Here is a 26,070-nt window from a genome sequence, read left to right on the forward strand (position 1 = left end):
TGCTAAGATCCTATACATACCTAATCTCTTTCTTATTTAATGGCTATAGAGCAATTACGAAAACGCTTATCTACGTGTATATTCGTTATTTATCTGTTAGAAGCAAAGGTAGAAGCTCAGGAAGCTTTAAGACAGCACTGAGCTTCTGGGGACCCCTCAAGAATCCTTATTGCTTCAGATAACAGAGCTGGAAATCTAATAATTTGCGACGAAATGTATCATTGTTTATACAAGAATACCAACAAATAGTAAGTAGTAAGGAACCCCACTTCTCCTAAATCTAAAGGTATAATATAAAAGGTGTTATAACAGTGATAAGGAACTATCCTAACACAGATAAAACACTACTTTTGTCTAAACATGAAATCAAGAGATACTTCTTCTGGATAAAAGATATAAATAATAACTCAGCTTATCTATTTTTTTTTAACCTTCTTCGGCCTTTCCGTCCTACTTTAATCCACATATGACGTTCATCATCCTTGAAAAACCGTATATTGATGATTTTTAAAGGAGTCCAGATCTCCTTGAAGTAATAATTAGGCATTGCCATTCACTCCTTGAAATATTGTATGATAAAGAGAGTATATAATAAATGTACCACCATATTGTGTCGTTAATTGTCTGTAAAACAGCAAAATTATCCGACAAAATCTATATGGTAATTACATAAGTACGCAAGTTAAAATTCTGGTAGTAGAAAGGTACGAACTGTGAGAAGACTCTTTATCATCGCATGGTGTTTTTTATTGTTCATAGGAACTTGTACAGAAAGTGTAGCCTCCGCATTGACAAACTTTCATATTCAGCTTAATTTCAATAATGATCCAAGCTGGAGTGAACTGTGGCAGATTCCTCGAAGTTACTCAAGAACGTATATCATTCAAAAGCTAGGCCATTTCTTTGGTTTTTTTATACTGTCTATGTTGATGACTAACTTTGGACGTTATAAGAGAGGGTTGATCTACGCGATCGGTTATGGAGTTCTAACTGAACTAATACAGCCGTTCTTTTTTCGAGATGCAAGAGTATCGGATATGATGATTGATTCAGCAGGGATTTTTCTCGCATATTACATATGTCTAAAGTCACAAGAAAAAATCAAATAAAAAATATTGAAGAAAATTACAGCCTTGCATAATGTATGGCTGTTTTTTTTATAAAATCAAACTTAAAGATAGAAAAATAACATTCTTTTTTAAAAAAAGTTTGTGAAATTTATCCAAAGTCTTTCATTATTTGCTACATATTGATATGATGAAGAAGTAATTTTAGGAAAATCAAGGAATTAAGATAGAAATTTGTTATTTAAAATGTTTTATACTCATAGATTTCAATTCTTTTAAGGGAGTTTTCAAATGATAGACATACATAGTCATATACTCCCATATATGGATGATGGGGCGAAAGATTGGGCCATGGCTATAGCTATGGCGAAGCAAGCACAGGCTGATGGAATTAGGTACATAGTAGCTACACCGCATCACAGAAATGGGCGTTACATCAATGAATCATTCAAGGTGCTTGAAATGGTAGATTTGATGAATTCTAAACTGAAAGAATTAGATCTGAATATTACGATTTTCCCCGGGCAGGAGATCAGAGTCCATGATGATTTATTGCGTCACTTTGAAGATGGTGAGATACAATCACTTCATGATTCAAGATGTATGTTGTTAGAATTACCTTCGTCTGGTATCCCCTCAACAATGGAAGATATTATCCATGAATTATCTTTAATGAATATTCAAGTGATTATTGCACATCCGGAACGAAATGCTGAAATTGCTCGTGATCCAAATCGGCTAGAACGACTGATAGAACTTGGTGCACTAGCTCAGTTAACAGCTCAGTCTGTTACAGGAGAAACAGGTGGAAAGCTTCAGAGGCTTTCCTTAGATCTGTGTAAAAAAAACCTGATTCATTTCATAGCTACAGATGCACATGACCTAGAACGTCGCCCCTTCCAGCTATCTCGCAGTTATCAAGTCATTGAGAAGAAGCTGGGTCCTGAGATGGTGAATTATCTTAAAAACAATGCAAAAAAATTGGTAGACAATCTTGAAATTACAACTAATGAAATTGTTAAAGGTGGATTCCCTAGAAATAATTTCGCGAAGGCTCTGTCGGGAATGTTTCGAACAATCAAATGAATCAAAGATTTATCATGACTTGGATCTTGTATAAAGTGATATCTAAGTATCTAAGTTGTGACAAATATAAAAAAGTACATCACAGAGGTGAAGCAAAGTGTCATTTAGAAAAAAAGTAACCCTATCCACACTTGCAGTTAGTATGGCTGCAGCAACATTAGCAGGAATACCACTCAGCAATGAAGGATTAGCTAAACAATTGGGAGCTAATGTGGTTTCAGCAAGTTCGAATCTGGATATCGTGAAGAACAAACTAGAACGTTTATATGCTGAGTTAGATTTAGTAGATAAGTCGAATCTCCGAGCTCTTCGTTCGGAAATCGACAGCAAGATCGATTTGATAGCATTTGAGAGCAGTTCTGCCTCATTACTTGCACAGACTAGCAAGGCAGGCGTCTCTAAGGAAACTGTATTTAGTTTGTTTAAGGCGGTAACAACACTAACTTATGATCCGTCATACGAAAATCTGGTAGAGATTCGTAAGAATACGGAATATATCGATGCGGCTAAAAAGATCGGAGAAGCGGGCGGAGTAGATGACCTGACAGTAGACGATCTAGCTAACTTCCTATTTGGCAACAAGGGAATCGAATCTCAAATCGTAAATATTTTAAAAAATAAGTCGCTTAAAGAGTTGACTGATCTTTTAAACAATAGTGAAGCTCGTAATAAGTTACTCCGCGATGCTTACCGCAGTGTTTTAAATACTGCTGTTGGCAACCAGTCTGCAGCAGATGCGCTTAATAAACTAGGGATTACAGAAGATATGATTGCAAGCACTGTTACAAGCGTACAGAAAAAACTCGACCCTACAATCGTAAAAAATGCAGTTCTTTCACTCGGTTTTGCATATATCCAAGCTGTGAATATTGAGTTGCCTAAAGATCCAGGATCTTCAATACCTCCAAGCAATGGTGGAGGAGGCGGTGGATCAGTAACTCCTCCAACAACTCCAGCTCCTTCTGGTTCACTACAAGAACTGTTGAAATTTGATGCTTCTAAATTGGTTGAAATCGTGAATGACAAAGCAACTCTTAAGCTGAATGATGCTGATATGATCAGATTAAATGAAGCAATCAAGGCAGCAGCAGTAAATGAAAAAGGTGAAATTATACTTTCCATTGAACTGGGAACGGTAGGCGCTTCTTCTTTAAATGCACCGCTATCTAAAGCAATTATCGAAGCAGCGAAATCTGCTGGTATTGATAAGATTGCTTTAACTGTTAATAGTTTGACTTTTACACTGCCAATCAGTCAATTCAGTGGTTCGATTAATTTGTTCATTAATAAGAAGGACGACGCTGTTATTTCTCAGATTAGCAATCTGAAATTAGCTTCAGATGTATACGAGTTTTTGTTTGAAGTAGGCGGTAAACAAGTAACCTCATTCCGTGAGCCAGTTACTATACGTATTCCACTTCGCAATGTGAGTGTAGATCAAGAACTTTTAAGTGTGGTTAAGGAAGTTCCAGACGCTCTGCAGTTCCACGGCGGAGTACTAGACGGTAAGTTTATTGTAGAGCAGCGCGACACCCTCTCCACTTATGCTGTTGTAGAAAATAAAGTGAAATTTAAAGATCTTGCCAGCGTACAATCTTGGGCAGGACGCCAAATTGAGGTTGTAGCTGCTAAAGGAGCTATTGAAGGTAAAGCATCGGGTGTGTTTGCACCAAAAGATTCTGTAACTCGTGCTGAGTTTGCTAAAATGCTAATTCGCTCACTTAACTTGGAGAATAGTTATGCAACAGAATCCTTCACTGACGTAAAGGACAATGATTGGTTTGCACCTTATGTGGCTGCTGCAGTAGAACTTGGTATTATCAATGGCCGTACATCAACTAAATTTGCACCACACGATAAAATTACTCGCGCTGAGATGGCGACAATGATAGCTCGGGCGGTTAATGTTACACAAAACGTAACAGATGAGGATAACACGGATAGTATCCTAAAGCAGTTTGCTGACGCAGACAAAATTGGGCCAGCCTACAAACAAGCAGTAGCTTTTGCGGCTGATAAAGGTCTTGTAGTAGGAAGCAATGGTAAATTTAATCCGAAGAAAAACGCGACACGCGCAGAAGCAGCCGTAATGATTTACCGGACAATGAATTATAAAAAATAATGAGTGTAAGGACACCTTCCCCTCATGAGGATGGGAGGAAGGTGTTCTTTAAAACGTGATAAATCTCGATTTTCTTTCAATATTAATGGAAGATTTGAAGAGCGTTATGAAATTAAAGATATAGTTGGAGGGAAACTTACGTGTCACGTGAATTAGATTTGAGAGATATTTTTCAGGTAATTCAAAAGAGATTATGGCTGATCGTACTTATTATGGTACTGATATGTTCACTTGTCGGAGTTTATAGTGTGTTTATTAAAAAACCGGTATACGAAGCTTCTACAAAAATTGTTGTAAATCAGACCCCGTCAAACTCAGGAACTAATCAATTGGACCTCAATCAAATCAATACCAATATCCAACTTATCAATACATACAAAGAGATTATTAAAACTCCAGCAATTCTTGATCAAGTTGTGGAAAGTTATCCCGAGTTTCAGTTAACTACTGAGGATTTATCTAATAAGATAAACGTAAACTCTGTAAACAACACACAGGTAATGACCGTAGTTGTTCGGGATTTATCTTATGTGAAGGCAGCAGAAATCGCTAATGCAATTTCGAAAGTTTTTAAAAGTGAAATACCAACAATATTTAATGTAGAGAATGTATCAATCTTAAACGAGGCAAAGACAGAACCCTCAGTAAGACCACAGCCAGTAGGGCCCAATATTATACTTAATTTAATGATTGGGTTTGTTGTCTCTTTAATGGCCGGTGTGGGATTAAGCTTTGTACTTGAGTATCTTGACGATACCATTAAGACAGAAGAGGATGTGAAAGAGTTTTTGGAGATGCCAACGCTTGCGATGATTACAAGAGTAAGTCAAAACGAACAAGAATCATCCCAATCTTATTCAACATCCATAAGTGGGGGGAAAGATCATGTCACGATTACAAAATAAAAAACGTCACCTTATTGTTTTAACTAACTCGCGTTCCCCAATAGCAGAGGCATACCGATCACTGCGTACAAACATAGACTTTTCTTCCGTCGATCAAAGAACACAAGTAATTATGGTAACCTCATCTGGACCTGAGGAAGGTAAATCAACGGTTGTAGCTAATTTAGCAGTCACCTATGCGCAAGATGGGCGAAAGGTGTTACTAATTGATGCCGATATGAGGAAGCCAACAGGGCACCGTACGTTCCAATTGACCAATAGAACAGGGTTGTCTTCGGTGCTGTCAAATCAGAGCGATTTGGAAGAAGTTATTCAACAAACAGAAGTGCCTAATCTGTATATAATGACTGCAGGGCCGATTCCGCCTAATCCTGCAGAGATGCTGAATTCTAACAGAATGAAATCGATGATGCAGTTGCTACGAGAGCAATTTGACATGATTCTAATTGATACTCCTCCCGTGCTTGCCGTCACAGATGCTCAATTACTCGCATCAAACAGTGACGGTGTCTTATTGGTTATTAATTCAGGTAAGGTTAAAAAAGATATCGCAATTAAGGCAAAAGAGAATTTACTGCGTGTGAATGCTCGTATGCTAGGTGTAGTCCTAAACAATGTTAAACGTAAAACCAGTGAAGAATACTACTATTACTACTACGGAAATTAACGCTTACTCAATTCTAAATTGGTAATGATGCATTACATAAATTTATTATTTTGGAGGCGCCAAAGCAATGAAATTAAATAAGGGGCTTGTTGCGTTATTTCTTATTGATATTTTAATCGTTTGGTTTAGCATTGGAAGTTCCTATTCGTTCCGGTTTTACGGCGATTTCCCTGCGGAATATAGACTGCAAATGATACAGTATGCTGGAATTTCAACGATTGGGTTCGGGATCAGTTTTTATTACTTCCAGCTGTATCGCAGAGCTTGGGAGCATGCAAGCGTAGAAGAACTTATTTCAATCTTGAAAGCAGTAGTCATAGGTGGTGTCTTGTCTACTGCAGTAACTTTATTGGTACTTCCAGAGCGCGTACCTATTTCTATTGTGGTTCGTTCTCTCGAGACCGTTTTACTTCTAGTCGGAGGATACCGTTTTATTACACGCATCATAGGGATCCGGACCAACCGGAATGCAGTGGATCCGGTTCTTAACAATGTATTAATTGTAGGAGCAGGTAACTGTGGAACACTGATTGCAAGAGAGATTCGTAGTTCTGCACTCGGTATGAAGATTGTTGGATTTATTGATGATGATTTAAAAAAGTACAAGATGCATGTTTTGGGAATTCCTGTGTTAGGAACACGGGAACATATTCCAAGTGTCGTTAAAGAGAAAGATATAAAAGAGATTATTATTGCCATGCCATCGGCAAGTAGACAACAGATTTCAGAGATCGTGGCAATCTGTAAAAATACAGGTGTGAAATTGAAGATGATGCCGAGGTTAAATGATCTAATCTCTGGCAAGGTTTCATTAAGCAAGGTGAGAGACATAAGTGTAGAGGACTTACTAGGAAGAGATCCCATTAAAACAGATCTGGATGGAATTATGAACTATGTTCATCATAAATCCGTACTTGTTACAGGTGCGGGTGGGTCCATTGGGTCCGAATTATGTCGACAAATATCAAGATTTGAGCCTAAAGAACTACTTTTGCTTGGTCATGGTGAAAATAGTATTTACACTATCGAAATGGAACTTAGAAAAACGTTCCCTGATCTTCAACTAAAAACTATTATTGCAGATATCCAAGACAAGGAGCGAATGAATAGTGTTTTTGATGAATGTCGCCCACAAGTCGTTTTTCATGCAGCAGCGCATAAACATGTTCCTCTGATGGAGCGAAATCCAACAGAAGCAGTTAAGAATAATGTGTTTGGAACAAAAAATGTGGCAGATTGCGCCGATGAGTATGGGGTAGAGAGATTTGTATTAATTTCATCAGATAAAGCAGTAAATCCAACAAGTGTGATGGGAGCAACCAAGCGTATTGCTGAAATGTATATACAAACATTAAACACATCAAGTAATACTAAATTTGTTGCTGTACGCTTTGGAAATGTCCTAGGAAGTCGGGGTAGTGTGATTCCATTCTTCAAACAACAAATTGCAGAGGGCGGTCCTGTAACAGTAACTCATCCAGAAATGGTTCGTTTCTTTATGACAATCCCTGAGGCAGTACAGCTCGTTTTACAAGCAGGATCTTTTGCCAGCGGTGGTGAGATCTTTGTACTGGACATGGGCAGTCCGGTTAAAATATTGAATCTTGCTGAAGACCTTATTAAATTGTCTGGGTTTGAGCCATACGAAGAGATTGATATTACATTCACAGGCATACGTGAAGGTGAAAAACTTTATGAGGAGCTGTTAACAGATGAAGAAAATATAACAGCAACTCAGCATAACCGAATCTTTATTGGTAAACCTTCAGAAATGAACCGAAGCCATTTAGAGCTTGAAATATTACGATTACAACGAGTGGTCGCAGATGGATCAACTTCTATTAAGGAAATTATAGATCAAATCGTTCCGATGTATGAAGTTGTTTCGTAAAATGAAACGAAAATTAAACTGAATGTGAGGATTCTACCATGATCAAAAGGTATTCTACAATTGTTCTGATTGTAGCCTTGTTACTTAGTATTACGCCAGTGAGTACAACAACAGCTGCTAACAACGTGAAAGTGAAATCTGTGGCTGTTGAGTTTAATTTTGATGGAAAAGTGTTACAACCTCCTGCTGGTCAGTTTGTCTTCATATATAAAGGCACAACGTATGTGCCACTCCGATTTGTTTCATATGCTTTACTAAAGAATGTAGAGTGGGATAGTAAATCTTCAAAAGTGACTGTAAGTGAGCCAACTTCTAGTCAGGTGGTATCTATAAAAGAAAAGCTAATGAACTCGTTAATTTCTTCAAACGACATTGGTGTAGGTAAAGTCTTTACAATGACACCTGTTAAGGTGAATTATGTGTTTAACGGTGAGAAGAAAGTACTTCCGTCCGGCCAACAAAGCTTCATCTATAAAGGAAGCTTGTATGTTCCTGTCCGTTTTATGGCGATAGCCTCGGGTACAGAAATCACTTGGGATGGGAAATCGAAAACAGTAAAAGGAATTTCATTATCCTATAAAGAACAACAGGCTAATAAGCCACAATCAGGTCAGAATAGTTCAGGCAATAATACAGCAAGTTCATCTAATTCTTCAGAAAATATAACCACACCACCATCTTCAGGTGGAACAGGAGCAAGTAACAACAATGTATCTTACGAGACCATTACAAGTACCACAGAGGCAAAGCTCCAAGCTCTACAAGAGGAGAGCAAATCTTCTCTGCTGAATCTTGCGACACAATATTTATCAGCATCAGACGAAACAACCAAGAAAAAGTTATTAGCCGAAGGACAGCAACAATTGGATAGAATAACAGCGAGGTTTGAGAATATTGTAGATAATGCTGAAGATCAGCTGAAAGCGAGTGGATACAGCACAGATATAATTACTCAATACCGAAAAGCATTTAACGATGAAATAGAAGCAGGAAAACAATTGACGAGTGGGCTTGCTGGATAAGCAAGCCACTTCCTAAAAAGGTTAAGGTGAGGATGTAAATGAAGTATATGAAAATTAAGAGGTATCTAGATATATTACTTTCATCAATAAGCCTAGTTGTGTTGTCTCCTGTTTTTTTAGCTCTTATTTTAGGAATCAAATTTGACTCCAAAGGGCCAGTTCTGTTCAAACAAAAACGTATAGGGATTAAAAAAAGTTATTTTTATATTTTAAAATTTCGTACGATGAAAATTGATACTCCTAAGAACACACCAACTCATCTATTGGAAGACCCAGAACTGTACATCACAAGGATAGGAAAAATACTAAGAAAAACATCGTTAGATGAATTGCCTCAAATTTGGAATATATTTATTGGTGAAATGAGTTTTATAGGTCCTAGGCCAGCTCTTTGGAATCAGTATGATCTGATTGCCGAACGCGATATATATCGCGTAAATGATATTCGGCCTGGCCTAACAGGGTGGGCCCAAATTAACGGAAGAGACGAAATTTCAATAAAAGCAAAGGCTAAGCTAGATGGTGAATATGTTAAGAAAATCAGTTTTAAGATGGATTTGAAGTGTTTTCTTGGCACGATAGTTAATGTTGTTAAAAGCAAAGGTGTAGTTGAAGGTAGAACTGATACTACTGAGAATGAATTTGCACTTACCAAAGAGTAAAGAGTAGTTAGGGGAGGAAAGAATTGTTACTCATAACAGGGATCACAGGGCATACGGGAAAATTCTTCTTGCAAGAACTTATTAATAATAATTATTCAGGTCCTATACGTTGCATTGTTAGGGAATCTAGTGATACTTCAATGCTAGATAAAAGTGAATTGAAAATAGAAAAGATCTATGGTGATTTGGAAGACTCGAATTTTATTGAGCAATCATTGATTGGAATTAGTACTGTGATGCACATATATAATATTCATCATTCTCCTAGCATTGTTGAATATGCAATTAAGAATAAAGTTGAAAGGGTAATTTTGGTGCATACAACAGGAATTTATTCTAAATTCAAATATGCGTCCGAACAATACAAGATTATTGAAAAACAAGTCCTAGAATTAACCCAAAATAGTAACTCTCTTACCAAAATTACTATTTTGAGACCGAGTATGATTTACGGCGATCTCTGTGATAAGAATATGAGCAAGTTTATTAAGATAGTTGATAAACTTAGAATCATTCCAGTTATTAATGATGGGGAGAATTTAATTCAACCAGTAAATGCAAGAGATTTAGGAAAAGCCTTTTATACTGTATTGATCTCTCCAGATCAAACTATTGGCAAGTCTTATAATCTTTCTGGTGATAAGCCCATAAGAATGATAGATGCATTTAGATTAATTAGTGAAGGTTTGAATAAGAAAGTTTATTTTTTTAGCTTACCAATTGGCTTAGGAGTTTTTTTTGCTAGAATTATTAAAATTTTCACTGTTGGAAGGGTAGACTATGTAGAAAAGGTTCAGAGGATGGGGGAAGATAGAGCTTATTCTCATGATGAAGCTTTCTCTGATTTTGGTTATAAACCCCTTAGTTTTAAGGAAGGGATAAGCATCGAAATAAAGGAATACACAGAAAGGGTAGGGAAAAAATGAAAAAGGTTTTGATTTTAGCGAACCATTTTATAACGATATATGCTTTTAGAAAGGAATTAATAAGTGAATTATTAGAAACAGGCATTAAAGTGTATCTCTCAATTCCAAAATCAGATGAAAATGATTATTTTAGAGAAATGGGATGTGAAATTATTGAGACTCCTATAGAGAGGAGAAGCACAAACCCTATATCTGACTTTAAATTGATGTATAAATATGTAAAAATAATTAGAGAAATCAAACCTGAGTTAGTAATGACTTATACAATAAAGCCCAATACTTATGGCGGGATTGCCGCTAGAATATGCAGATCAAAGACAATACATACTGTAACGGGTTTAGGTTCTGTGTATATTCAAGATATGTGGCAAAAAAAAATAGCTATAGTATTAAATAAAATAGGTTTTAAAACTGCTACAAAGATATTCTTTTTAAACGATCACAACGAGGAATTCTATAAACAAATCGGTATAATAAACGATTCTAATGAGACTATCACCGTACCAGGTTCAGGGGTTAACTTAGAAAGATTTAAATATGTGGAATCATTAAACAAAAAAAAAACCATCTTTACTTTTGTTGGTAGAGTCCTCAAAGATAAAGGTATAGAAGAATTTCTCTTAGCCGCGGAAGAGATATTATTAGAGTATAATGATATAAAATTTCAAGTAGTTGGCTTTGTTGATGAAGCAAAATATGTAACATTATTGGAAAAGTATCAGAAAATGGGCGTTATTAAATATTTAGGGAAAAGAAATGATATTCCAAGCATCATGGAAAAATCAAGTTGTATTGTATTACCATCATACGGAGAAGGTAGGGGAACTGTTCTTCAAGAGGGAGCTGCAATAGGTCGACCACTAATTACATGTAATACATATGGATGCAAAGATAACGTAGACGATGAATATAACGGCTTTCTATGTAATGTTGCTGATGTACAATCTTTAAAAAATGCAATGATGAAATTTATTAGAATGTCAGAAGAAGATAGAGATTTGATGGGGAAAAGAAGTAGAGAAAAGGCTGTAAAAGAATTTGACCGAAAAATCGTAATAGAAAAGTATATGGAAGAAATAAAGAAAATATTATAAAGGGGAATGAAATGTGAGTTTATATGAACAAATCGTAAATAAACAAGAAAAGATTGCTGTAGTTGGTCTAGGTTATGTTGGTATGCCTCTCGCGATTGCCTTTGCTAAAAAAATTAAAGTTCTAGGTTTTGATTTAAATAAAGATAAAATAAACTTATATAAATCGGGAGTAGACCCTACAAATGAAGTAGGAAACCAAGTAATTAAAGAAACATCAGTAGATTTCACTTCAGAAGAGTGGAGGCTTAAAGAAGCAAAGTTTTTTGTAGTAGCTGTACCTACTCCTATTAATTCTGATAAAACACCAGACCTTGGTCCGGTAGAAGGGGCTAGCATCATTATCGGTCGTAATCTTTCCAAAGGCTCTTTAGTCGTATATGAATCAACTGTATACCCTGGAGTTACAGAGGATATTTGTATTCCTATACTAGAAAAAGAGTCAGGATTAAAATGTGGAATTGATTTTAAAGTTGGTTATTCTCCAGAGAGAATTAATCCAGGGGATAAAGTGAACACTCTGGAAAAAATTATAAAGATTGTTTCTGGCATGGATGAGAATTGTCTAGAAGAGATTGCTAAAGTATATGAATTAGTAATTGAAGCTGGTGTTTACCGAGCTAGTTCAATTAAAGTAGCTGAAGCAGCTAAGGTTGTAGAAAATAGCCAACGGGACATAAATATTGCGTTCATGAATGAATTAGCTATGGTATTTGATCGAATGGGAATTGAAACAAAAGACGTCATAGAAGCAATGAACACCAAATGGAATGCTTTGAAATTTTATCCAGGACTAGTTGGGGGACACTGTATAGGTATTGATCCATACTATTTTATTTATGAAGCAGAAAAATTAGGTTATCATAGCCAAATTGTTTTATCTGGAAGAAAAATAAACGATAGTATGGGTGAATTTGTAGCGGATGCCATTATAAAAAGGCTAGTCATTGCTAATAAGATCGTGAAGAATGCTAAGGTTGTAATACTAGGTATCACTTTCAAAGAAAATTGCTCTGATACAAGGAACTCAAAAGTTGGAGATATTATTACAAGACTTAATGAGTATGAAATAGAGCCTATTATAGTTGACCCGATCGCTGATTCTGATGATGCAGAAAAAGAGTATGGAATAAAACTCACAAAGCTTGAAGAAATAAATAATGTTGATTGTTTGGTTTTTGCAGTTGCCCACAATGAATTCGTGAGTATGCCCTTTGAGATATTTGAAGGGTTATATAAAGATTGCCCTAATGAGGAAAAAATAATAATTGATATTAAAAGTATCTTAGATAAAAAGAAGATAAGAGAGAAAAGATATAGTTATTGGAGTTTGTGAAAACTTAGGATTTTTATTCACTAAATATAAATTTGAATAGTATCTTAATAGGATGAAAATTGTGGAAAGGAGATTTATATGTGTAGGGTTTCAATAATAATTGCCGCATATAATGCTGAGCGTTTCATTACAAGAGCAGTTACATCAATTCAAAATCAAACGTATCAAGATTTCGAAATAATAATCTGTGATGATTCTTCAACTGATAAAACAGTAGAGGTAGTAAAAAACATGATGGAAAATGATCATAGAATTAGATTGTTACGTAACACAGAAAATTTGAAGGCTGCAGCAACAAGAAATAAATGTATTAATGAAGCAAAAGGGGAATATATCGCTATACAAGATGCAGACGATTTTTCTCACAAAACAAGGTTAGAAGAGCAAGTATACTTCTTAGACAATAATAATAATTATGGTTTTGTAAGTTCCAAAATGTTCATATTAAGTGAGACTGATAACATTGAAGAGCTATCAAATTTTAGCCCTGATAGTGAAGGTTTACTGTATAAGCTTTCATATATTAGTTCTCCTGATAATAAAGACTTTTTGTATAGGTTACCATATACTCATGCGTCTACTATGTTTAGAAAAAATGTAATAAATGATATAGGGGGATACAGGGTTGCGAAAGAAACAGTTAGAGGTGAAGATTCAGATCTATTTATGCGATTACACGCAAAAGGCAATAGAGGATACAATTTAAATAAAGCATTATATTATTATCTTGAAGGGGAAGATGCTTATAAAAGGAAAAAGTATAGGTATAGAATACATTCTGCTATTAATAGGTATAAAGGGTTCAAGGCAATGGGTTTATTACCTAGAGGATACATATTTTTGTTAAAGCCATTAATAGTAGGACTTATCCCATTGAGTCTATTGAGATGGTACAGAAATAAACACTAATTATGAAACAAAATGGAAATATATACTCTTTTATTTGATTTCTTTCAGTACCTCATTGTTAATCTTAAAATTAAAAAAAGAAGAAATTTTCATCTTTTATTAGTGTTGCAGTAAAATAGATGATTTTAATTACTATAGTTTAAAAATTCACTTGGGACTTTACTTCATAAAAATAGTTTAACTAATAGCTATTTTTTGTAAACATTATGGCTAAATAATTTGTGTCACTTAATTTCTGCATTATGAGTAGTTTCTTTTAATACAGTGACTATGAGCGACTGGGTTTGTTCACAAGACTAAATATATACTACTTGGTTTTCTTGACGCTAAATTAATCATGATGATTGGTAAAGTTAAATAAAGCACGAATATATCGTCAACATGCAACTTATTTTGATAGAAAACATATTACAGTCTCTGATTTTATTGTAAGTAAAATATTGCACTATCGTATCTCCATTAGAGCATCTATGTTCCGAAGTATGGATGAAATTATATTTTCTTATTTAATGGTGCGTGAAACACGGAGATGTTATTGTTGCTTTTTATATCGTTCTGTACGGGTATATGTGTATAAAAGAAAGGAAAAATATAACAATTTATAAATATTAAGGGTGGCTTCTTTTTAAGTGAAGGGGAAGAAAAATTATGAAAAAAAATAGAGTTTTACAAGTAATTGGTTCCCTGAGTATGGGGGGGGCTGAAAACGTAGCAATGAATTTATATCGATATATAGATAGAGAAAAATTTGAATATCATTATTTGGTATATGGAGAGAAGATTGGTATTTTTGAAAAAGAAGTCTTAGCACTGGGAGGAAAGGTGATTCATATTGATGAACCATCTAATGGATATATCAAATTTTCAAAAGAAATTGAAAAAGTTTTAATTGAACATGGGCCTTACGACATAATTCATAGTCATACATTATTCAATTCAGGATTTGCTCTTAAAATGGCGAAGAAAGTAGGCGTGAAAAAAAGAATAGCACATTCACATAGCACTAAAAACAAGGTGCGGAATAGCATTTATATAAAATTCTATCAAGTTATTATGAGAAAATTGATATTGAAATACGCTACTGACTATATTTCATGCAGCCAAGAGGCGGGTGTATTCTTATTTGGAGAAAAAGTATTTCTTAATCGTGGGAAGATAATGAAGAACGGAATCAAATTAGATAAGTATAAATTTAATCCAATAACAAGGCAGAAAGTTAGAGAAGAATTTAATATAAACCATAAATTTGTTGTTGGTCATGTTGGTCGTTTAGTTCAAGTCAAAAACCAATTGTTTCTAATTGACATTTTTAAACAACTTGTTACTCTTAGGGAGGATGCTTGTTTAATTTTGGTGGGAGAGGGAAATGATAGGGGATTATTAGAAGATAAAATTAATGAATATAAACTTACTTCCTCTGTAATTTTAACTGGGAACAGAGATGATGCAGATGAACTTATGCAAGCAATGGATGTATTTGTCTTTCCTTCTTTATTCGAAGGTTTAGGGCTAGCATTAATTGAAGCTCAAGCAGCTGGGTTGCATTGTATAGCATCTAATAAAGTACCTCGAGAGGCTTTTATAACAGATTTAGTTAAACAAATTTCATTAGACGAACCTATCGAGCATTGGGCTAATATTATTAATGAAATACAAGAAGTGGATCGCAATCAATATTATCCAAAACTTGAAAAAGGGGATTATAATATAGAATTACTAGCATCTTCAGTGGAATCCTTATATTTAGATTAAGATGAAGACGAATTGTAATGTGAAGTTCGACTTCTTGCTCAGAATGTGGAACCTAGATGGTTTAATATCGGTGATACCAACTCTTTCACCAGAATCCAGCCTTTTGATGAAGGTAGACAGAGGAAAATGTTGAGATTGGTTAAACCGATCTCCCCAGCAGATTTCTATGTGTTCTTCCTCGTAGGAACTTCTATTATTCGTTCCCGAGAAACGTTTTGGCGCTGGAAAACTGGACATGGTCGTCTCCAGCCAAGGAAAAACAGAATTGTGTCCACTACATGCTTAGAGCGAAAAACAAGGCTGTAACCTCCACTAAGATTTCAGATAGCACTTCATTATTCATGGAAATCGCTATAGGCGTAGCTGCCTCACCGTACCCTGTCCCTTCTTCTAAACAGTCGCGCTTGAATTGGCAATTCATCTGAATAAATTAATATTATCATAGCAAGTATAAATTGAGGTGTATTAAGTTTTGTTTAAAACAGTTAAAACAAACAAAGATAGGAATATCCTAGATCCACTTTCCTTAAAAAAAAATTTCTCATGGACCTTCGTTGGCAATTTGATTTATGCGCTTACCCAGTGGGGATTACTAGTCTCTTTGGCTAAATTCGGAGATCCCGAAATGGTAGGTCAGTTCTCCCTTGCTTTGGCAATTACTGCTCCAGTTCTAATGTTAACAAACTTACAATTACGTGAGATTCAATCTACTGACACAGATAACCTTTATGTTTTTGGCGACTATCTTGGATTACGCATATTAACCTCTTTGATTGCTTTTATAGCAATCTTCCTTATTAGTTTAAATTATCCATGGGAAATCAGTCTTGTTATTATATGTATTGGTATTGCTAAAATTGTTGAATCATTAAGTGAGGTGATTTTTGGATTACTTCAAAAAAATGAGGTTATGGACCGAATAGCTACATCAATTATTATTAAGGGGATTTTATCTTTAATATTTTTATCAGTTACTATTCGGTTTACTGGTAATTTATTAATAGGTACATTTGCAATGACGATTGCTTGGGGAACGGTATTAATTTTCTATGATATTCGAAATGCTATTTACTTTGAAAAAATAATACCGATATTTAATAAGAGTAAAATAAAAAAAATTGTTATTTTATCATTCCCTCTTGGATTGACACTTATGATTGGATCATTGACTACTAATTTACCTCGATACTTTATTGAATATTATGTTGATACGAAGGCATTAGGCCATTTTGCTGCTATGGCATATCTTATTATAGCAGGAAATATAGTGGTAAATGCATTGTCACAATCGGCTAGCCCCAAACTAGCGAAATATTTTGCGAGTAATAAAATGAAAGATTTCAATAAGTTAATAATGAAAATAATGGCAATAGGATTTACCGTAGGTATTTTAGGTGTTTGCGTTGCATTTTTTGGGGGCGAAGATGTATTAACAATAATTTACGATGCAGAATATGCTAAGTATATAGATGTCTTCGTGTTAATAATGATAGCTGGTTTAATTAATTATACAGGAGCATGTTTTGGATATGGTATAACTGCAGCTAGGGCATTTAAAATTCAGCCATATATGGCAGCAACCTGGATTGTAGCAACTTTATTCTTTTCATATATATTAATTCCTGGAAACGGAATTAAAGGTGCATCAATAGCATTAATTTATTCGGCAATAGTTCAGTTCGTCACTAAATTAATTGTTTTATCTCTCTTGGTTAAGAAGAAAATAAAAGGAAGCAAGTGAAAATAAATCTTCACATTAAAAACAACATTCCTGTAGTATATGTGGTTCTTTTTACTGATAGGTATCTTTCTGATGAACCAATTAATATTTAATAATGTGTTGATCTGTAACAGGGGGGTCGTCCTAGTTACTTATGCTACCCAATCTATTACATGAAGTTGTTGCAGCATATCTGAAATATCAAAGGGGAAGGCTTACAATTATTTAAGATTGATATGTTAAAACTTTGACTATTAGATATACCAGGAAATTTGCTGTATTAGAATTAAGCAACTTGTCTCGTTATTTAATATATTTTTATTAGCCCTCCAAGTTCTATAGTTGTTAAATTCTAAATATAAGGAGGTATGAAATGACTAGATTTAGAATGAGAAGGAAAGGCAAGAAAAAGACTCGCAAAAGTTTATGGATAACTCTATTGATTATGATGATTTTTATTGGAGGTGGTTGGGGAGGATATCACCTTTTTACTCATAAAGATGTGCAGGCTGAAGACATTGGAGTTGAGGTGGATTTTTTTGACTTTCCAGAATTTGATATTCAATCTGAAGAGTTGCCAGTCTCTAGTGACGGAATAGAAGGATTATCTTCACCTAAAGATGATTTCAAAGCAATTTATGGAGATACAAATGGAGAAACTGCTACTACTAATTCTAGCAATGCAAAAGATATCGGGGAAATTAATAGCTCGAATTCAGTATCAAGTTCAAAAAGAGATCATAATTTAGAATCAAAGGATATAGAGAAGGAGATTGAAAGAAAGTATACAGCCACGTTTAATATTTTGGAGTCAAAAGCTATTTCTAAAATTGACAAACTAGCTGAAAATGCACTAAATGATTATAAATCGGGTAGATCATTATCTGATATTTCTTCTACTTATATGAGTGCTGCTAATAAACTACAAAAAAAGCTTGATGAAGTATTTAATGATCAGTTAGAACGGATGAAAGCTGAGCTCAAGAAAAACGGACTAAGTAATGATTTGGCTTTACAAGTAAAGGCTGAGTATAAAAAAGCGATAGCTACTAAAAAGTCGGAAATGTTAAATAAAGTATCCCAAGTTAAATGAACTAAAATAGATCATCTCTGGAAATTACTAGCGATATTCAGAGCAATAGATTAAAAGAAACTACATGAGACTTTCTGATGTGAGATTCCCAAACTAAACATACAATAGGCACCGTATACATCCTAGGTTAGGGTGTAATAATATTTTACTATCGGACTATGGTCTTGGTTTACATTCAGGGAGAAGTACGATGATTTTCTACTTAAGCGCTTTACGTTAAAGAGGATGTAGTTTTATATTGACTAGATACATTTAGCGAGGGATTTAGTCGAACCAAAGTAACAATAAAGGTGACAAAAAGTTAGTTTTGGGTACAATTATAGGGAAGCTTCATGGGGGTTCAAACGCTTTGCAACTCCCTGCCAGAGTGTTGATGAACAACAGATTTCGTGCGATGTTTTTATTTAAGCAAGTTCGTAATAGAATAGCTTTCTTCTCAAACTTAGTGTTAGAGACAAAGACTTTGAGGTGACTAAATGGTTCTTTTTATTACTGTTTCACTTTTTATCCTATCATCTTCTTTATTTCCTAGGAACACCGTATTTAATAACCGTGTTACTTCTAGAAGCGTTGTTATGATAATGTTACTTACAATGGTAGCATATATACCTTCATTGAATGTCTATGTTAGTGATATGATTAGATATGTAGATACCTACCAACAAATGAATAATCTTGGTTTATTTCAAATATTTCAATATTTTAGCTGGGAACCCCTTTTTTTAATAATGCAGTGGACAATATCTCGTTTTAGTACAAACCCTTCAACTTTTGTGGTAATTAGTTTTATTTTGTACTTCATGATAATGTACATATCTATTAATAGAATTTTCCTTCAGTGGCAGAGGATGTATGTTGTTTTTCTATTTCTTAGTTATCCTTTTTTTTATGACTATATTTTTAATGGTATGAGACAGGGTTTTGCTATGATGTTCATTTTGCTAGCTATAGGTTTCTGGATAGAAAAGCCGCATACAATTAAATTTTATCTTTCAATAATAACTGCTGCTCTGTTTCATACAACTTCTATTATTTTTTCTGCGGTTCTACTCTTTGTTTTAGTTTTCAATATTAGACTTAAACCACTTTTAATTATTTGGTCAATAATTGCATTCTTATATTTTACCGGTTTAAATAATTTAATTTCTCGATTTAGTTTCATTCATAATTTCGAATATTATAACACTTACACAAATTCCAATATAATTGAAGGTTTTGGTGGAAGTACAAATAAAATAACATTTTTATTGTTCAGTTTTTTCTTTCTTGTTATTTCAATATATTTTTATAATAAATTGGATATGGAAGATATAAATAAAAAGATTTATTCACATATTTTAAAAATATACTTGGCATTTAATAGCGTATTCTTATTATTTGGATTCATTGCATTTTCGAATAGACTATCCGCATATTCTTGGCACTTAATCCCTATATTAGTTGTTTACCCTTTAGTTCACAAAAAAAGTAGTTCTCCTTTTATTTTATTCCTGGTTGTATTTTCCTTTTTTGTATTGGGTATTATAAGCTCTCCATTCTTCAAATATAGGTAGAAATCAGTAAAGTTGATTCTTGAATGGCCGTTTACTTTCTTGAAATTCTAGGTATTCGTAAAACGACAAATAGATCATATAAGTGATGCATTTACTTTTTAAATTGTAGATCACAAATGTAATTATATTATTTGAAATTTATGCTGTTTTATTCTTTCTTTATTGTTTGTTCACACAATCCAGACGAGCTTTCATACACTGTTGTATACCAGGGTTACGAGGATAAAATAGAATCTCGTTTTTGCTCCTGTTCGGTGTCTTACGTTGCTTAATTGAAGGATTTCTTCAATTAAACTTTTTCTCGTTCAACTGCGAAACTTCGCTTAGCTATTTACTTTAATAAAGTACTTCCTCGTGCGGGAGTTATTTATGGTTACAGATGAAAGTAATGCGCTAATAATATATGATCTTTCGATACAACTGCGAAGTGCCCTTCATACCCATACCAATTTAAGTTTTACCTTCACTTTTTCATCCCCCATTCCACTCAGGTGTGATGGGCATCTGTACTCGCAAGGTTTTGTAGGTCTTCTTCCTACTTTTTTGCAGCAACCGAGCTTCTTGTTCTTGCTTGGGCTTACACCCAGGATCTTCAATTAATCGATTCACTATCTTATTCTTTTTTCTTCGGTTCGCAATCAAATTTTTAAATATGGGTGGCATCAGCGTCCAAGGTGTCGATAGAATAAATCCTTCGGCATTATTACGTTTGATCACGTCTTGGCTACTTCTTCTAGAGCTTCATTACAATTCATCAAAAGACGGATTGTAACATGAAGTGCGACACCTAGTTCAGAATAAAAAATGGCCCATGGTCAGATTCATGTAGAATGGAGTTACCACACAACACCTACAAGGAGAATCCACCATGAGCTACACACCTTTTAGCATAATTGAACGCAGTAAACTAGAACCATTACATCAACTGGGGCTGTCCGTTCGAGCCATTGCTCGCGAATTGGACCGCCATCACTCCGCGATCAGTCGGTATCTCAAGAAAAATCAGAGCCCGGAAGGTTACCTGGCGGTAGCATCAGAGAAAGGGTACCGACGCCTTCGCCAAGCTCAAAAATCTAGAGGGAAGTGATAGAGACACTTGAAAAAGAAATGGATCAGCGACTTCATGAAACATGGTCACCTGAACAAATCTCTATGCATTATGATCTGAAAGAACAACCCATGGTTTCGTTGAAAACGATCTACGACTGGATTTATAAAGGGCGTTTGATTCGTACAACCGTTCAGCAGTTAAGACACAAGGGAAAGAGACAGAAACCCCAAGAAAGACGAGGTCGCTTTCCTCGTAGGCACTTCTATCAAACAACCACCTAATGAGATTCGTTCCCGAGAAAGCTTTGGGCACTGGGAACTAGACACGGTCGTCTACTAGCCGAGGAAAAAGCAAGGCTTGTGTCGCTACATGTATCGAGCGAAAAACAAGGCTGTAGACTGCTATTAAAATGCCAGTTCTAAACAGCTACCGTTGTCCGCGGTAAGGAGTTCGTATGCTTTCGTCAACTGGAAGAGTCACATGGTATGAAGGTGTATTTTGCAGATCCTTATTCTTCATGGCAGCGAGGCTCCAATGATAACGGAAACAGGCTTCTTCGAGAGTTCTTTCCAAAAGGAAAAGACTTCCCAGAGGTGACTGAGAAAGAATTAGAACATGCTCTCCAACTCATTAACAACAGACCAAGTAGATATTAAAATTTTTCAACTTTGTATATTAATTTATCTCATACTTTAAATTATGAGCATAATCGTTTCTAATTTTGTTGAAAGCTGATATTGATTAATACAATCCTTCATCAATTAAACGAATAACTCTGGTAAGATCGAAGCAAGGTTCGTTACAAGGTGATATTCTGGTCTGGAGAGAGATCTATACGGTTGGACCTGTATTCAAGGAGATGAATACGGATACTCATCTCACCGTGCGGGCGAAGTACTTAGAGCAGAATTTAGGCATTCCTGCTGAACAATATAGGATGACCTGTAAGCAACAGGAAGAGCAACTCGCTAAGTTCCGGCAATACGACGAGGTAGTATTATGGTTCGAACATGATCTATTCGATCAGACGATGCTTTGTTATCTGTTGTCCTTCTTCGCTCATCAAGATCTGGGGAATACGAAGCTTAATCTGCTTACGATCGGCGAGTTTCCAGGTATTGAACGGTTTCGCGGATTAGGTCAGTTAACGACAGAACAGCTGCTGACACTATCCGGTACGTGGCAATTGGTAAGCAGCAAGGAGCTTCAGCTAGGTGATGCACTGTGGAAAGCATACGCATCAAGAGATTTAGATGAGCTGCGGCAGTTATTGGACGGCGACACCTCGGCTTTACCTTTTGCAAAAGAAGCGTATCTTGCTTACCTTTCTCGCCTGTCGTCAGAACCTGATGGAATAGGGAGTGTGGAGCAGGAGGTAATGAAAGAGATTGCTGCTGGAGAGCATTCTCCTGATGGTCTATTTCGTAAAGTAGGCAATACGCTTCATCAGTTGGGCCTGGGCGATTTGGAATTTTGGTATGTGCTCCGTACAATGGCAGAACGATCTCAGCCTCTGATTATGCTAGAGGGAGTAGAGGACTTCAAGACCGACACGACTGGGGGAGCTTCTTTCAAAAATGCATCGATCTCCCTGACGAAGGCGGGGCTATCCAGAGTGTAGATCATACACTTTACTGTTGATAGCGGAAGAGCCTGAGAACGATTCCTTTCCAAATAAAATATTCCCCCTTAGATTGAAGTATGGGGAGTTGTATCAATAAAAAAGAGGTTGCCTGAAATCACCATACGGTGAAAAGGAACAACCTCCTCTTCGTTTTGAGCGTGAATTAAAACGCCCAGTTTCCTTTTTTAAATACAGGTTCTTCTGTTCCGTCCGCAGTAACACCATAGATATCGAGTTCAGCAGAGCCGATCATGAAGTCGGTGTGGACTGTACTCGTGTTCAGACCATGCTCATTCAGCTGCTCAGGAGTCATTTCGGTTCCACCCTCGATACATGCAGAATAGGCACTTCCAATCGCGAGATGGCAGCTTGCATTCTCATCAAACAGCGTTTTGTAGAAAAGAACACCGCTGTCTGAGATCGGAGAATGGTGCGGTACAAGGGCAACTTCACCCAGATAATGAGCGCCTTCATCCATGTTAACGAGACCTTTCAGCGTTTCTTCGCCTTTTTCAGCCGTTACGTCAACGACACGTCCATTCTCAAACGTAAATGTAAAGTTGTCGATGATGTTCCCGCTGTAGCTGAGCGGCTTCGTGCTGGAGACTTTTCCATTCACACCTGTACGCAGCGGAGCAGAATAGACTTCTTCTGTCGGCAGGTTCGGTACGAACCAGATGCCTTTTTCATTTTCTTTATTCCCGCCAAGCCAGATATGATTCTCAGGAAGTTCCATCGTAAGATCTGTACCTGGAGCAATGTAGCGCAGCTTTTTATATTGTTTTTGGTTCAGGTAATTACTTTTTTCTTTGAGTGTTGCGATATGTTTCTCCCAAGCACCAACCGGATCAGGCTGATCGGCACGCACCATTTGAAAAATAACGTCCCACAGCTTCGCAATTTGCTGATCTTCCGGCAAGTCCGGGAAGACTTTAGCAGCCCATCCCTTAGAAGGAGCAGCCCCAAGGGACCAGCTTACTTTAAAGGACTGAGTCAATTGACGGAAACGTGTCAGTGCAGTGCTGAGTGTTCTGTTCGCATTAATGATTTTTTGAGAAGATACACCGGCGAGCAGATCAGGATCATCGGACTTAATTGTAATAAAAGCAGCACCATTCTCTGCTTGTTCGATGCGTTCTGCTGCGGTATGTTTTGGTACATCCAGGAAAGATTCCTCAGACGCCATATCATAGTGAATACGAGATATTTCATCATCTGACCAGTTGACTTTCACTTTGTAGGCACCCGCTTCGTATGCTTTTTTGACAATAGCACGAGCCAGTTCAGGTAACTCAATGGAAATATTCAGGACGACAGTTTGCCCTTTTTGTACATTTACCCCGACTTTCACGAGTAGTTCTGCATAGTTATTTAGCTTGGTTTGAAAATCCATATCGGGCCATCTCCTTTTTTGCGATCCGCTTTAATCATTTCTTCTCTAGTGTACCTCTTATTTCCAATGAATCAAAGTTTGCAGCTGTTCCTCACGTTACTTGTTTGAATAATTCGCCGTATACCACTTTTCAAGATCTTCGCTATCAATGATATATATTTTATCCATATGATTTGGGTGTAACTCAATTCTGCCAGAATTACCGAAAAATACGATTTCTACACTGGTCTGATCTGTGAACATCACTGAACCTGAATTGTTTGCTCCATACACATTACTTGAATCCATAGGTATAAGTTCTGCTTCCTCCATCATATGGACCACTTCGGTTGTTTCTTCTGTTGTCAGGGTTACAGGGTTAACGAAACCAATGGATATTTCTTGAACCTCGCCTGCAGCAAGTTTCTCATTGAATTGATCTGGCCAATGTCGATCTGCGCTTCCCGCAGAACAGCTGGAGATCACTGTAATAAACCCGGCGATTACGAGGACAATGCCGACAATTCGCTCTGAACTTAATGCTAACTCACTCGGTTCTGCATCTTTAAATCTCCAACCATAAGATAAATACCAGGCTGAATAAGGAGAAATTGCTGCAAAAAGTCCTGAAATGATGAACAAAAATCCAATAAAACCGGTCAAATACTATCACTTCCTATCTTTTCCTTATACTTAAGTGTACCATAGCAAACCATCTATCTGTGCATCATTCACATACGGCGTGGGGAGTGCATACATTAGCCTAGAGATAAGCACGAGGAGGATATCCATGAACCGTATAAAAGCACAGTGGGCCTACAATTTTTACCGATCAGATAAACCTATTCCTTATGAGGAAGTGGAAGACCACGGAGATGCAGTTGATCTGATTGATCTGCCTTCTGATATTCAAAAAGAGCTTCAGGCGGCGATGCCGCAATTTTTTATCACGACGCCAGACCCTGAACATATCGAGTATGAATTAGTATCTACTGAAAGTGAGTTCGTTCTTCCAGTCCTTCAGCCGTTAACGGAAATAGAACAGATCAATAAAAGGTTATTTGCGATCAAAGTTCCAGAATTTAAAATTGCAGCATGTAAAAATGCTTTTAAAACCCCATTCGGTAAAGTGAAATTTACGTACCCTTGTTTAAAAAGACGTGACTCTGAACTAACGATTTATGCATATATGAAGTTTCCAAATCATCTTGACCAATTTATAATAAATGAATTACAAGGTTGCTTTGACCTTGCTTCTAAAGCAGCGAATGAAGTGGCTGTGGAAGCTTTCCATTCAGGCAAAGGTTCACCAATCGAAAGAGTCATCAAGGCCGTACCTGCAACGATTGAAGCGTTTAAATCTACCTTTATTCATTGTGTTGTCAATGCGGAATCATGGAAGATCATAGAGAATGATGTGGTATACGGCGTTGATTTTGATCAAACTCGATTAACCGACTGGTATTAAAAAGGCAGGTCACCTCTTACTTGAGGTGATATAGACTGCAGACTAACTAGTATAGACTAGTTGGTCTGCAGTTTTTTTTGCCTAAGTACTTATCTGGATGTAATAAGCCATAACAAGCCCCAGGTTTTTGGAGAATACATTTCATTCAAAAAAACATATGAATAAATTTTTATATCATGATAGCATTCGAAGTGCACCTAATAACAGTTGAAAGAGGAGGAAAGAAGAGATGAAGTTTGATATTGAGACGCTGCCAAGTGTTCGCATTGCCTATATACGACAAATAGGTCCTTATGGTTCTGATAACAACCAGGTTATGCAAAGATTAAAGGAGTGGGCAGAGGAGGAAAATTTACTTACTGAATCTGCTGTCCTGTTTGGAATTTCGCAGGATAATCCTGAAACAACGCCTCCTGAACAATGCCGATATGATGCTTGTATTGTCATCCCCCAAGATTATCAAATGAATAATATCATTAGTGAGAGTGAGCTGCCTTGTGGTGACTATGCTATTTTTAAGCTAAAACATACAGCAGAAGATATTCAGAAAGCTTGGACTCAAATCTTCCCTGCGTTACAGAGCGGAGGATATCTGATGGATAACAAACCCGTGATTGAAAGGTACAAGGGTCATATGATCCTAGATGATTATTGTGAAATATGTGTGCCTGTTAAAATAGATTTAAATTAAATAATCTACGCTGCACAAACCGGGATTAAGAGCTTATCTTATCTCGGTTTGTTTTCATTTTA

22 protein-coding genes and 1 pseudogene are annotated in these 26,070 nt (G+C 36.1%); 20 read left to right on the forward strand and 3 right to left on the reverse strand.

Annotated elements, in window-relative coordinates; translation table 11 throughout:
* Window positions 1–713 precede the first annotated feature (713 nt).
* The 16 genes from QPK24_RS04585 (at window position 714) to QPK24_RS23565 (ending at window position 19,802) form a co-directional block, all read left to right on the forward strand.
* Window positions 714–1,109 carry a VanZ family protein gene (locus QPK24_RS04585; RefSeq protein ID WP_285746524.1) on the forward strand — a complete coding sequence of 132 codons (396 nt, stop codon included), beginning with the start codon at window positions 714–716 and terminating at the stop codon, window positions 1,107–1,109.
* Window positions 1,110–1,358: 249 nt separating this feature from the next.
* The gene (locus QPK24_RS04590) at window positions 1,359–2,153 is read left to right on the forward strand and encodes a tyrosine-protein phosphatase (RefSeq protein WP_285746526.1); all 795 of its coding nucleotides are present in this window, start codon (window positions 1,359–1,361) and stop codon (window positions 2,151–2,153) included.
* 97 nt (window positions 2,154–2,250) lie between these two features.
* The gene (locus QPK24_RS04595; protein ID WP_285746528.1) at window positions 2,251–4,275 is read left to right on the forward strand and encodes an S-layer homology domain-containing protein; all 2,025 of its coding nucleotides are present in this window, start codon (window positions 2,251–2,253) and stop codon (window positions 4,273–4,275) included.
* 140 nt (window positions 4,276–4,415) lie between these two features.
* Window positions 4,416–5,180: a YveK family protein gene (locus QPK24_RS04600; protein WP_285746530.1), complete on the forward strand. Its 765-nt coding sequence runs from the start codon at window positions 4,416–4,418 to the stop codon at window positions 5,178–5,180.
* Entirely contained in the window at window positions 5,161–5,847 is a 687-nt protein-coding gene (locus QPK24_RS04605) for a CpsD/CapB family tyrosine-protein kinase (protein WP_285746532.1), read from the forward strand. The genes QPK24_RS04600 and QPK24_RS04605 overlap by 20 nt, the downstream gene beginning before the upstream one ends.
* A gap of 67 nt (window positions 5,848–5,914) precedes the next feature.
* A complete protein-coding gene (locus QPK24_RS04610) occupies window positions 5,915–7,738 on the forward strand; it encodes a polysaccharide biosynthesis protein (RefSeq protein ID WP_285746534.1) in 1,824 nt (607 codons plus the stop codon).
* 38 nt (window positions 7,739–7,776) lie between these two features.
* A complete protein-coding gene (locus QPK24_RS04615; protein WP_285746537.1) occupies window positions 7,777–8,760 on the forward strand; it encodes a copper amine oxidase N-terminal domain-containing protein in 984 nt (327 codons plus the stop codon).
* 38 nt (window positions 8,761–8,798) lie between these two features.
* Window positions 8,799–9,422 carry a sugar transferase gene (locus QPK24_RS04620; RefSeq protein WP_285746539.1) on the forward strand — a complete coding sequence of 208 codons (624 nt, stop codon included), beginning with the start codon at window positions 8,799–8,801 and terminating at the stop codon, window positions 9,420–9,422.
* Between the two features lie 23 nt (window positions 9,423–9,445).
* Complete coding sequence (locus QPK24_RS04625) at window positions 9,446–10,348, forward strand: NAD-dependent epimerase/dehydratase family protein (protein ID WP_285746541.1); 903 nt, start codon at window positions 9,446–9,448, stop codon at window positions 10,346–10,348.
* Window positions 10,345–11,442 carry a glycosyltransferase family 4 protein gene (locus QPK24_RS04630; RefSeq protein WP_285746543.1) on the forward strand — a complete coding sequence of 366 codons (1,098 nt, stop codon included), beginning with the start codon at window positions 10,345–10,347 and terminating at the stop codon, window positions 11,440–11,442. The genes QPK24_RS04625 and QPK24_RS04630 overlap by 4 nt, the downstream gene beginning before the upstream one ends.
* A 13-nt stretch (window positions 11,443–11,455) precedes the next feature.
* On the forward strand, window positions 11,456–12,775 hold the full coding sequence (locus QPK24_RS04635; RefSeq protein WP_285746545.1) for a nucleotide sugar dehydrogenase: 1,320 nt from the start codon (window positions 11,456–11,458) through the stop codon (window positions 12,773–12,775).
* Between the two features lie 78 nt (window positions 12,776–12,853).
* A complete protein-coding gene (locus QPK24_RS04640) occupies window positions 12,854–13,684 on the forward strand; it encodes a glycosyltransferase family 2 protein (protein ID WP_285746546.1) in 831 nt (276 codons plus the stop codon).
* A 648-nt stretch (window positions 13,685–14,332) separates the two neighbouring features.
* On the forward strand, window positions 14,333–15,436 hold the full coding sequence (locus QPK24_RS04645) for a glycosyltransferase family 1 protein (RefSeq protein WP_285746547.1): 1,104 nt from the start codon (window positions 14,333–14,335) through the stop codon (window positions 15,434–15,436).
* Window positions 15,437–15,908: 472 nt separating this feature from the next.
* On the forward strand, window positions 15,909–17,177 hold the full coding sequence (locus QPK24_RS04650) for an oligosaccharide flippase family protein (protein WP_285746548.1): 1,269 nt from the start codon (window positions 15,909–15,911) through the stop codon (window positions 17,175–17,177).
* Between the two features lie 352 nt (window positions 17,178–17,529).
* Window positions 17,530–18,249: a hypothetical protein gene (locus QPK24_RS04655; RefSeq protein WP_285746549.1), complete on the forward strand. Its 720-nt coding sequence runs from the start codon at window positions 17,530–17,532 to the stop codon at window positions 18,247–18,249.
* A gap of 581 nt (window positions 18,250–18,830) precedes the next feature.
* Window positions 18,831–19,802, forward strand: a complete 972-nt coding sequence (locus QPK24_RS23565; protein WP_407082989.1) for an EpsG family protein — start codon at window positions 18,831–18,833, stop codon at window positions 19,800–19,802.
* 471 nt (window positions 19,803–20,273) lie between these two features.
* On the opposite strand, the gene QPK24_RS04660 is transcribed toward QPK24_RS23565, so the two are convergent.
* Complete coding sequence (locus QPK24_RS04660; protein ID WP_285746551.1) at window positions 20,274–20,519, reverse strand: hypothetical protein; 246 nt, start codon at window positions 20,517–20,519, stop codon at window positions 20,274–20,276.
* Between the two features lie 151 nt (window positions 20,520–20,670).
* Between QPK24_RS04660 and QPK24_RS04665 the strand changes: the two are divergent.
* Both QPK24_RS04665 and QPK24_RS04670 read left to right on the forward strand, forming a co-directional pair.
* Window positions 20,671–21,509, forward strand: a pseudogene (locus QPK24_RS04665) (IS30 family transposase).
* 119 nt (window positions 21,510–21,628) lie between these two features.
* The gene (locus QPK24_RS04670) at window positions 21,629–22,474 is read left to right on the forward strand and encodes a DUF1835 domain-containing protein (protein WP_407082990.1); all 846 of its coding nucleotides are present in this window, start codon (window positions 21,629–21,631) and stop codon (window positions 22,472–22,474) included.
* 166 nt (window positions 22,475–22,640) lie between these two features.
* Here QPK24_RS04670 and QPK24_RS04675 read toward each other — a convergent pair whose 3' ends face one another.
* Together QPK24_RS04675 and QPK24_RS04680 are read right to left on the reverse strand one after the other, a co-directional pair.
* The gene (locus tag QPK24_RS04675) at window positions 22,641–23,870 is read right to left on the reverse strand and encodes an aminopeptidase (protein WP_285746553.1); all 1,230 of its coding nucleotides are present in this window, start codon (window positions 23,868–23,870) and stop codon (window positions 22,641–22,643) included.
* A 96-nt stretch (window positions 23,871–23,966) separates the two neighbouring features.
* Window positions 23,967–24,512: a DUF6199 family natural product biosynthesis protein gene (locus QPK24_RS04680; protein WP_285746555.1), complete on the reverse strand. Its 546-nt coding sequence runs from the start codon at window positions 24,510–24,512 to the stop codon at window positions 23,967–23,969.
* Window positions 24,513–24,639: 127 nt separating this feature from the next.
* Between QPK24_RS04680 and QPK24_RS04685 the strand changes: the two genes are divergently transcribed.
* Both QPK24_RS04685 and QPK24_RS04690 read left to right on the forward strand, forming a co-directional pair.
* A complete protein-coding gene (locus QPK24_RS04685) occupies window positions 24,640–25,317 on the forward strand; it encodes a hypothetical protein (protein ID WP_285746557.1) in 678 nt (225 codons plus the stop codon).
* 229 nt (window positions 25,318–25,546) lie between these two features.
* Complete coding sequence (locus QPK24_RS04690; protein ID WP_285746559.1) at window positions 25,547–26,008, forward strand: AraC family transcriptional regulator; 462 nt, start codon at window positions 25,547–25,549, stop codon at window positions 26,006–26,008.
* The last annotated feature ends 62 nt before the right edge of the window (window positions 26,009–26,070 follow it).

It is taken from the genome of Paenibacillus polygoni, assembly GCF_030263935.1.
Taxonomy (GTDB): Bacteria; Bacillota; Bacilli; order Paenibacillales; family Paenibacillaceae; genus Paenibacillus; species Paenibacillus polygoni.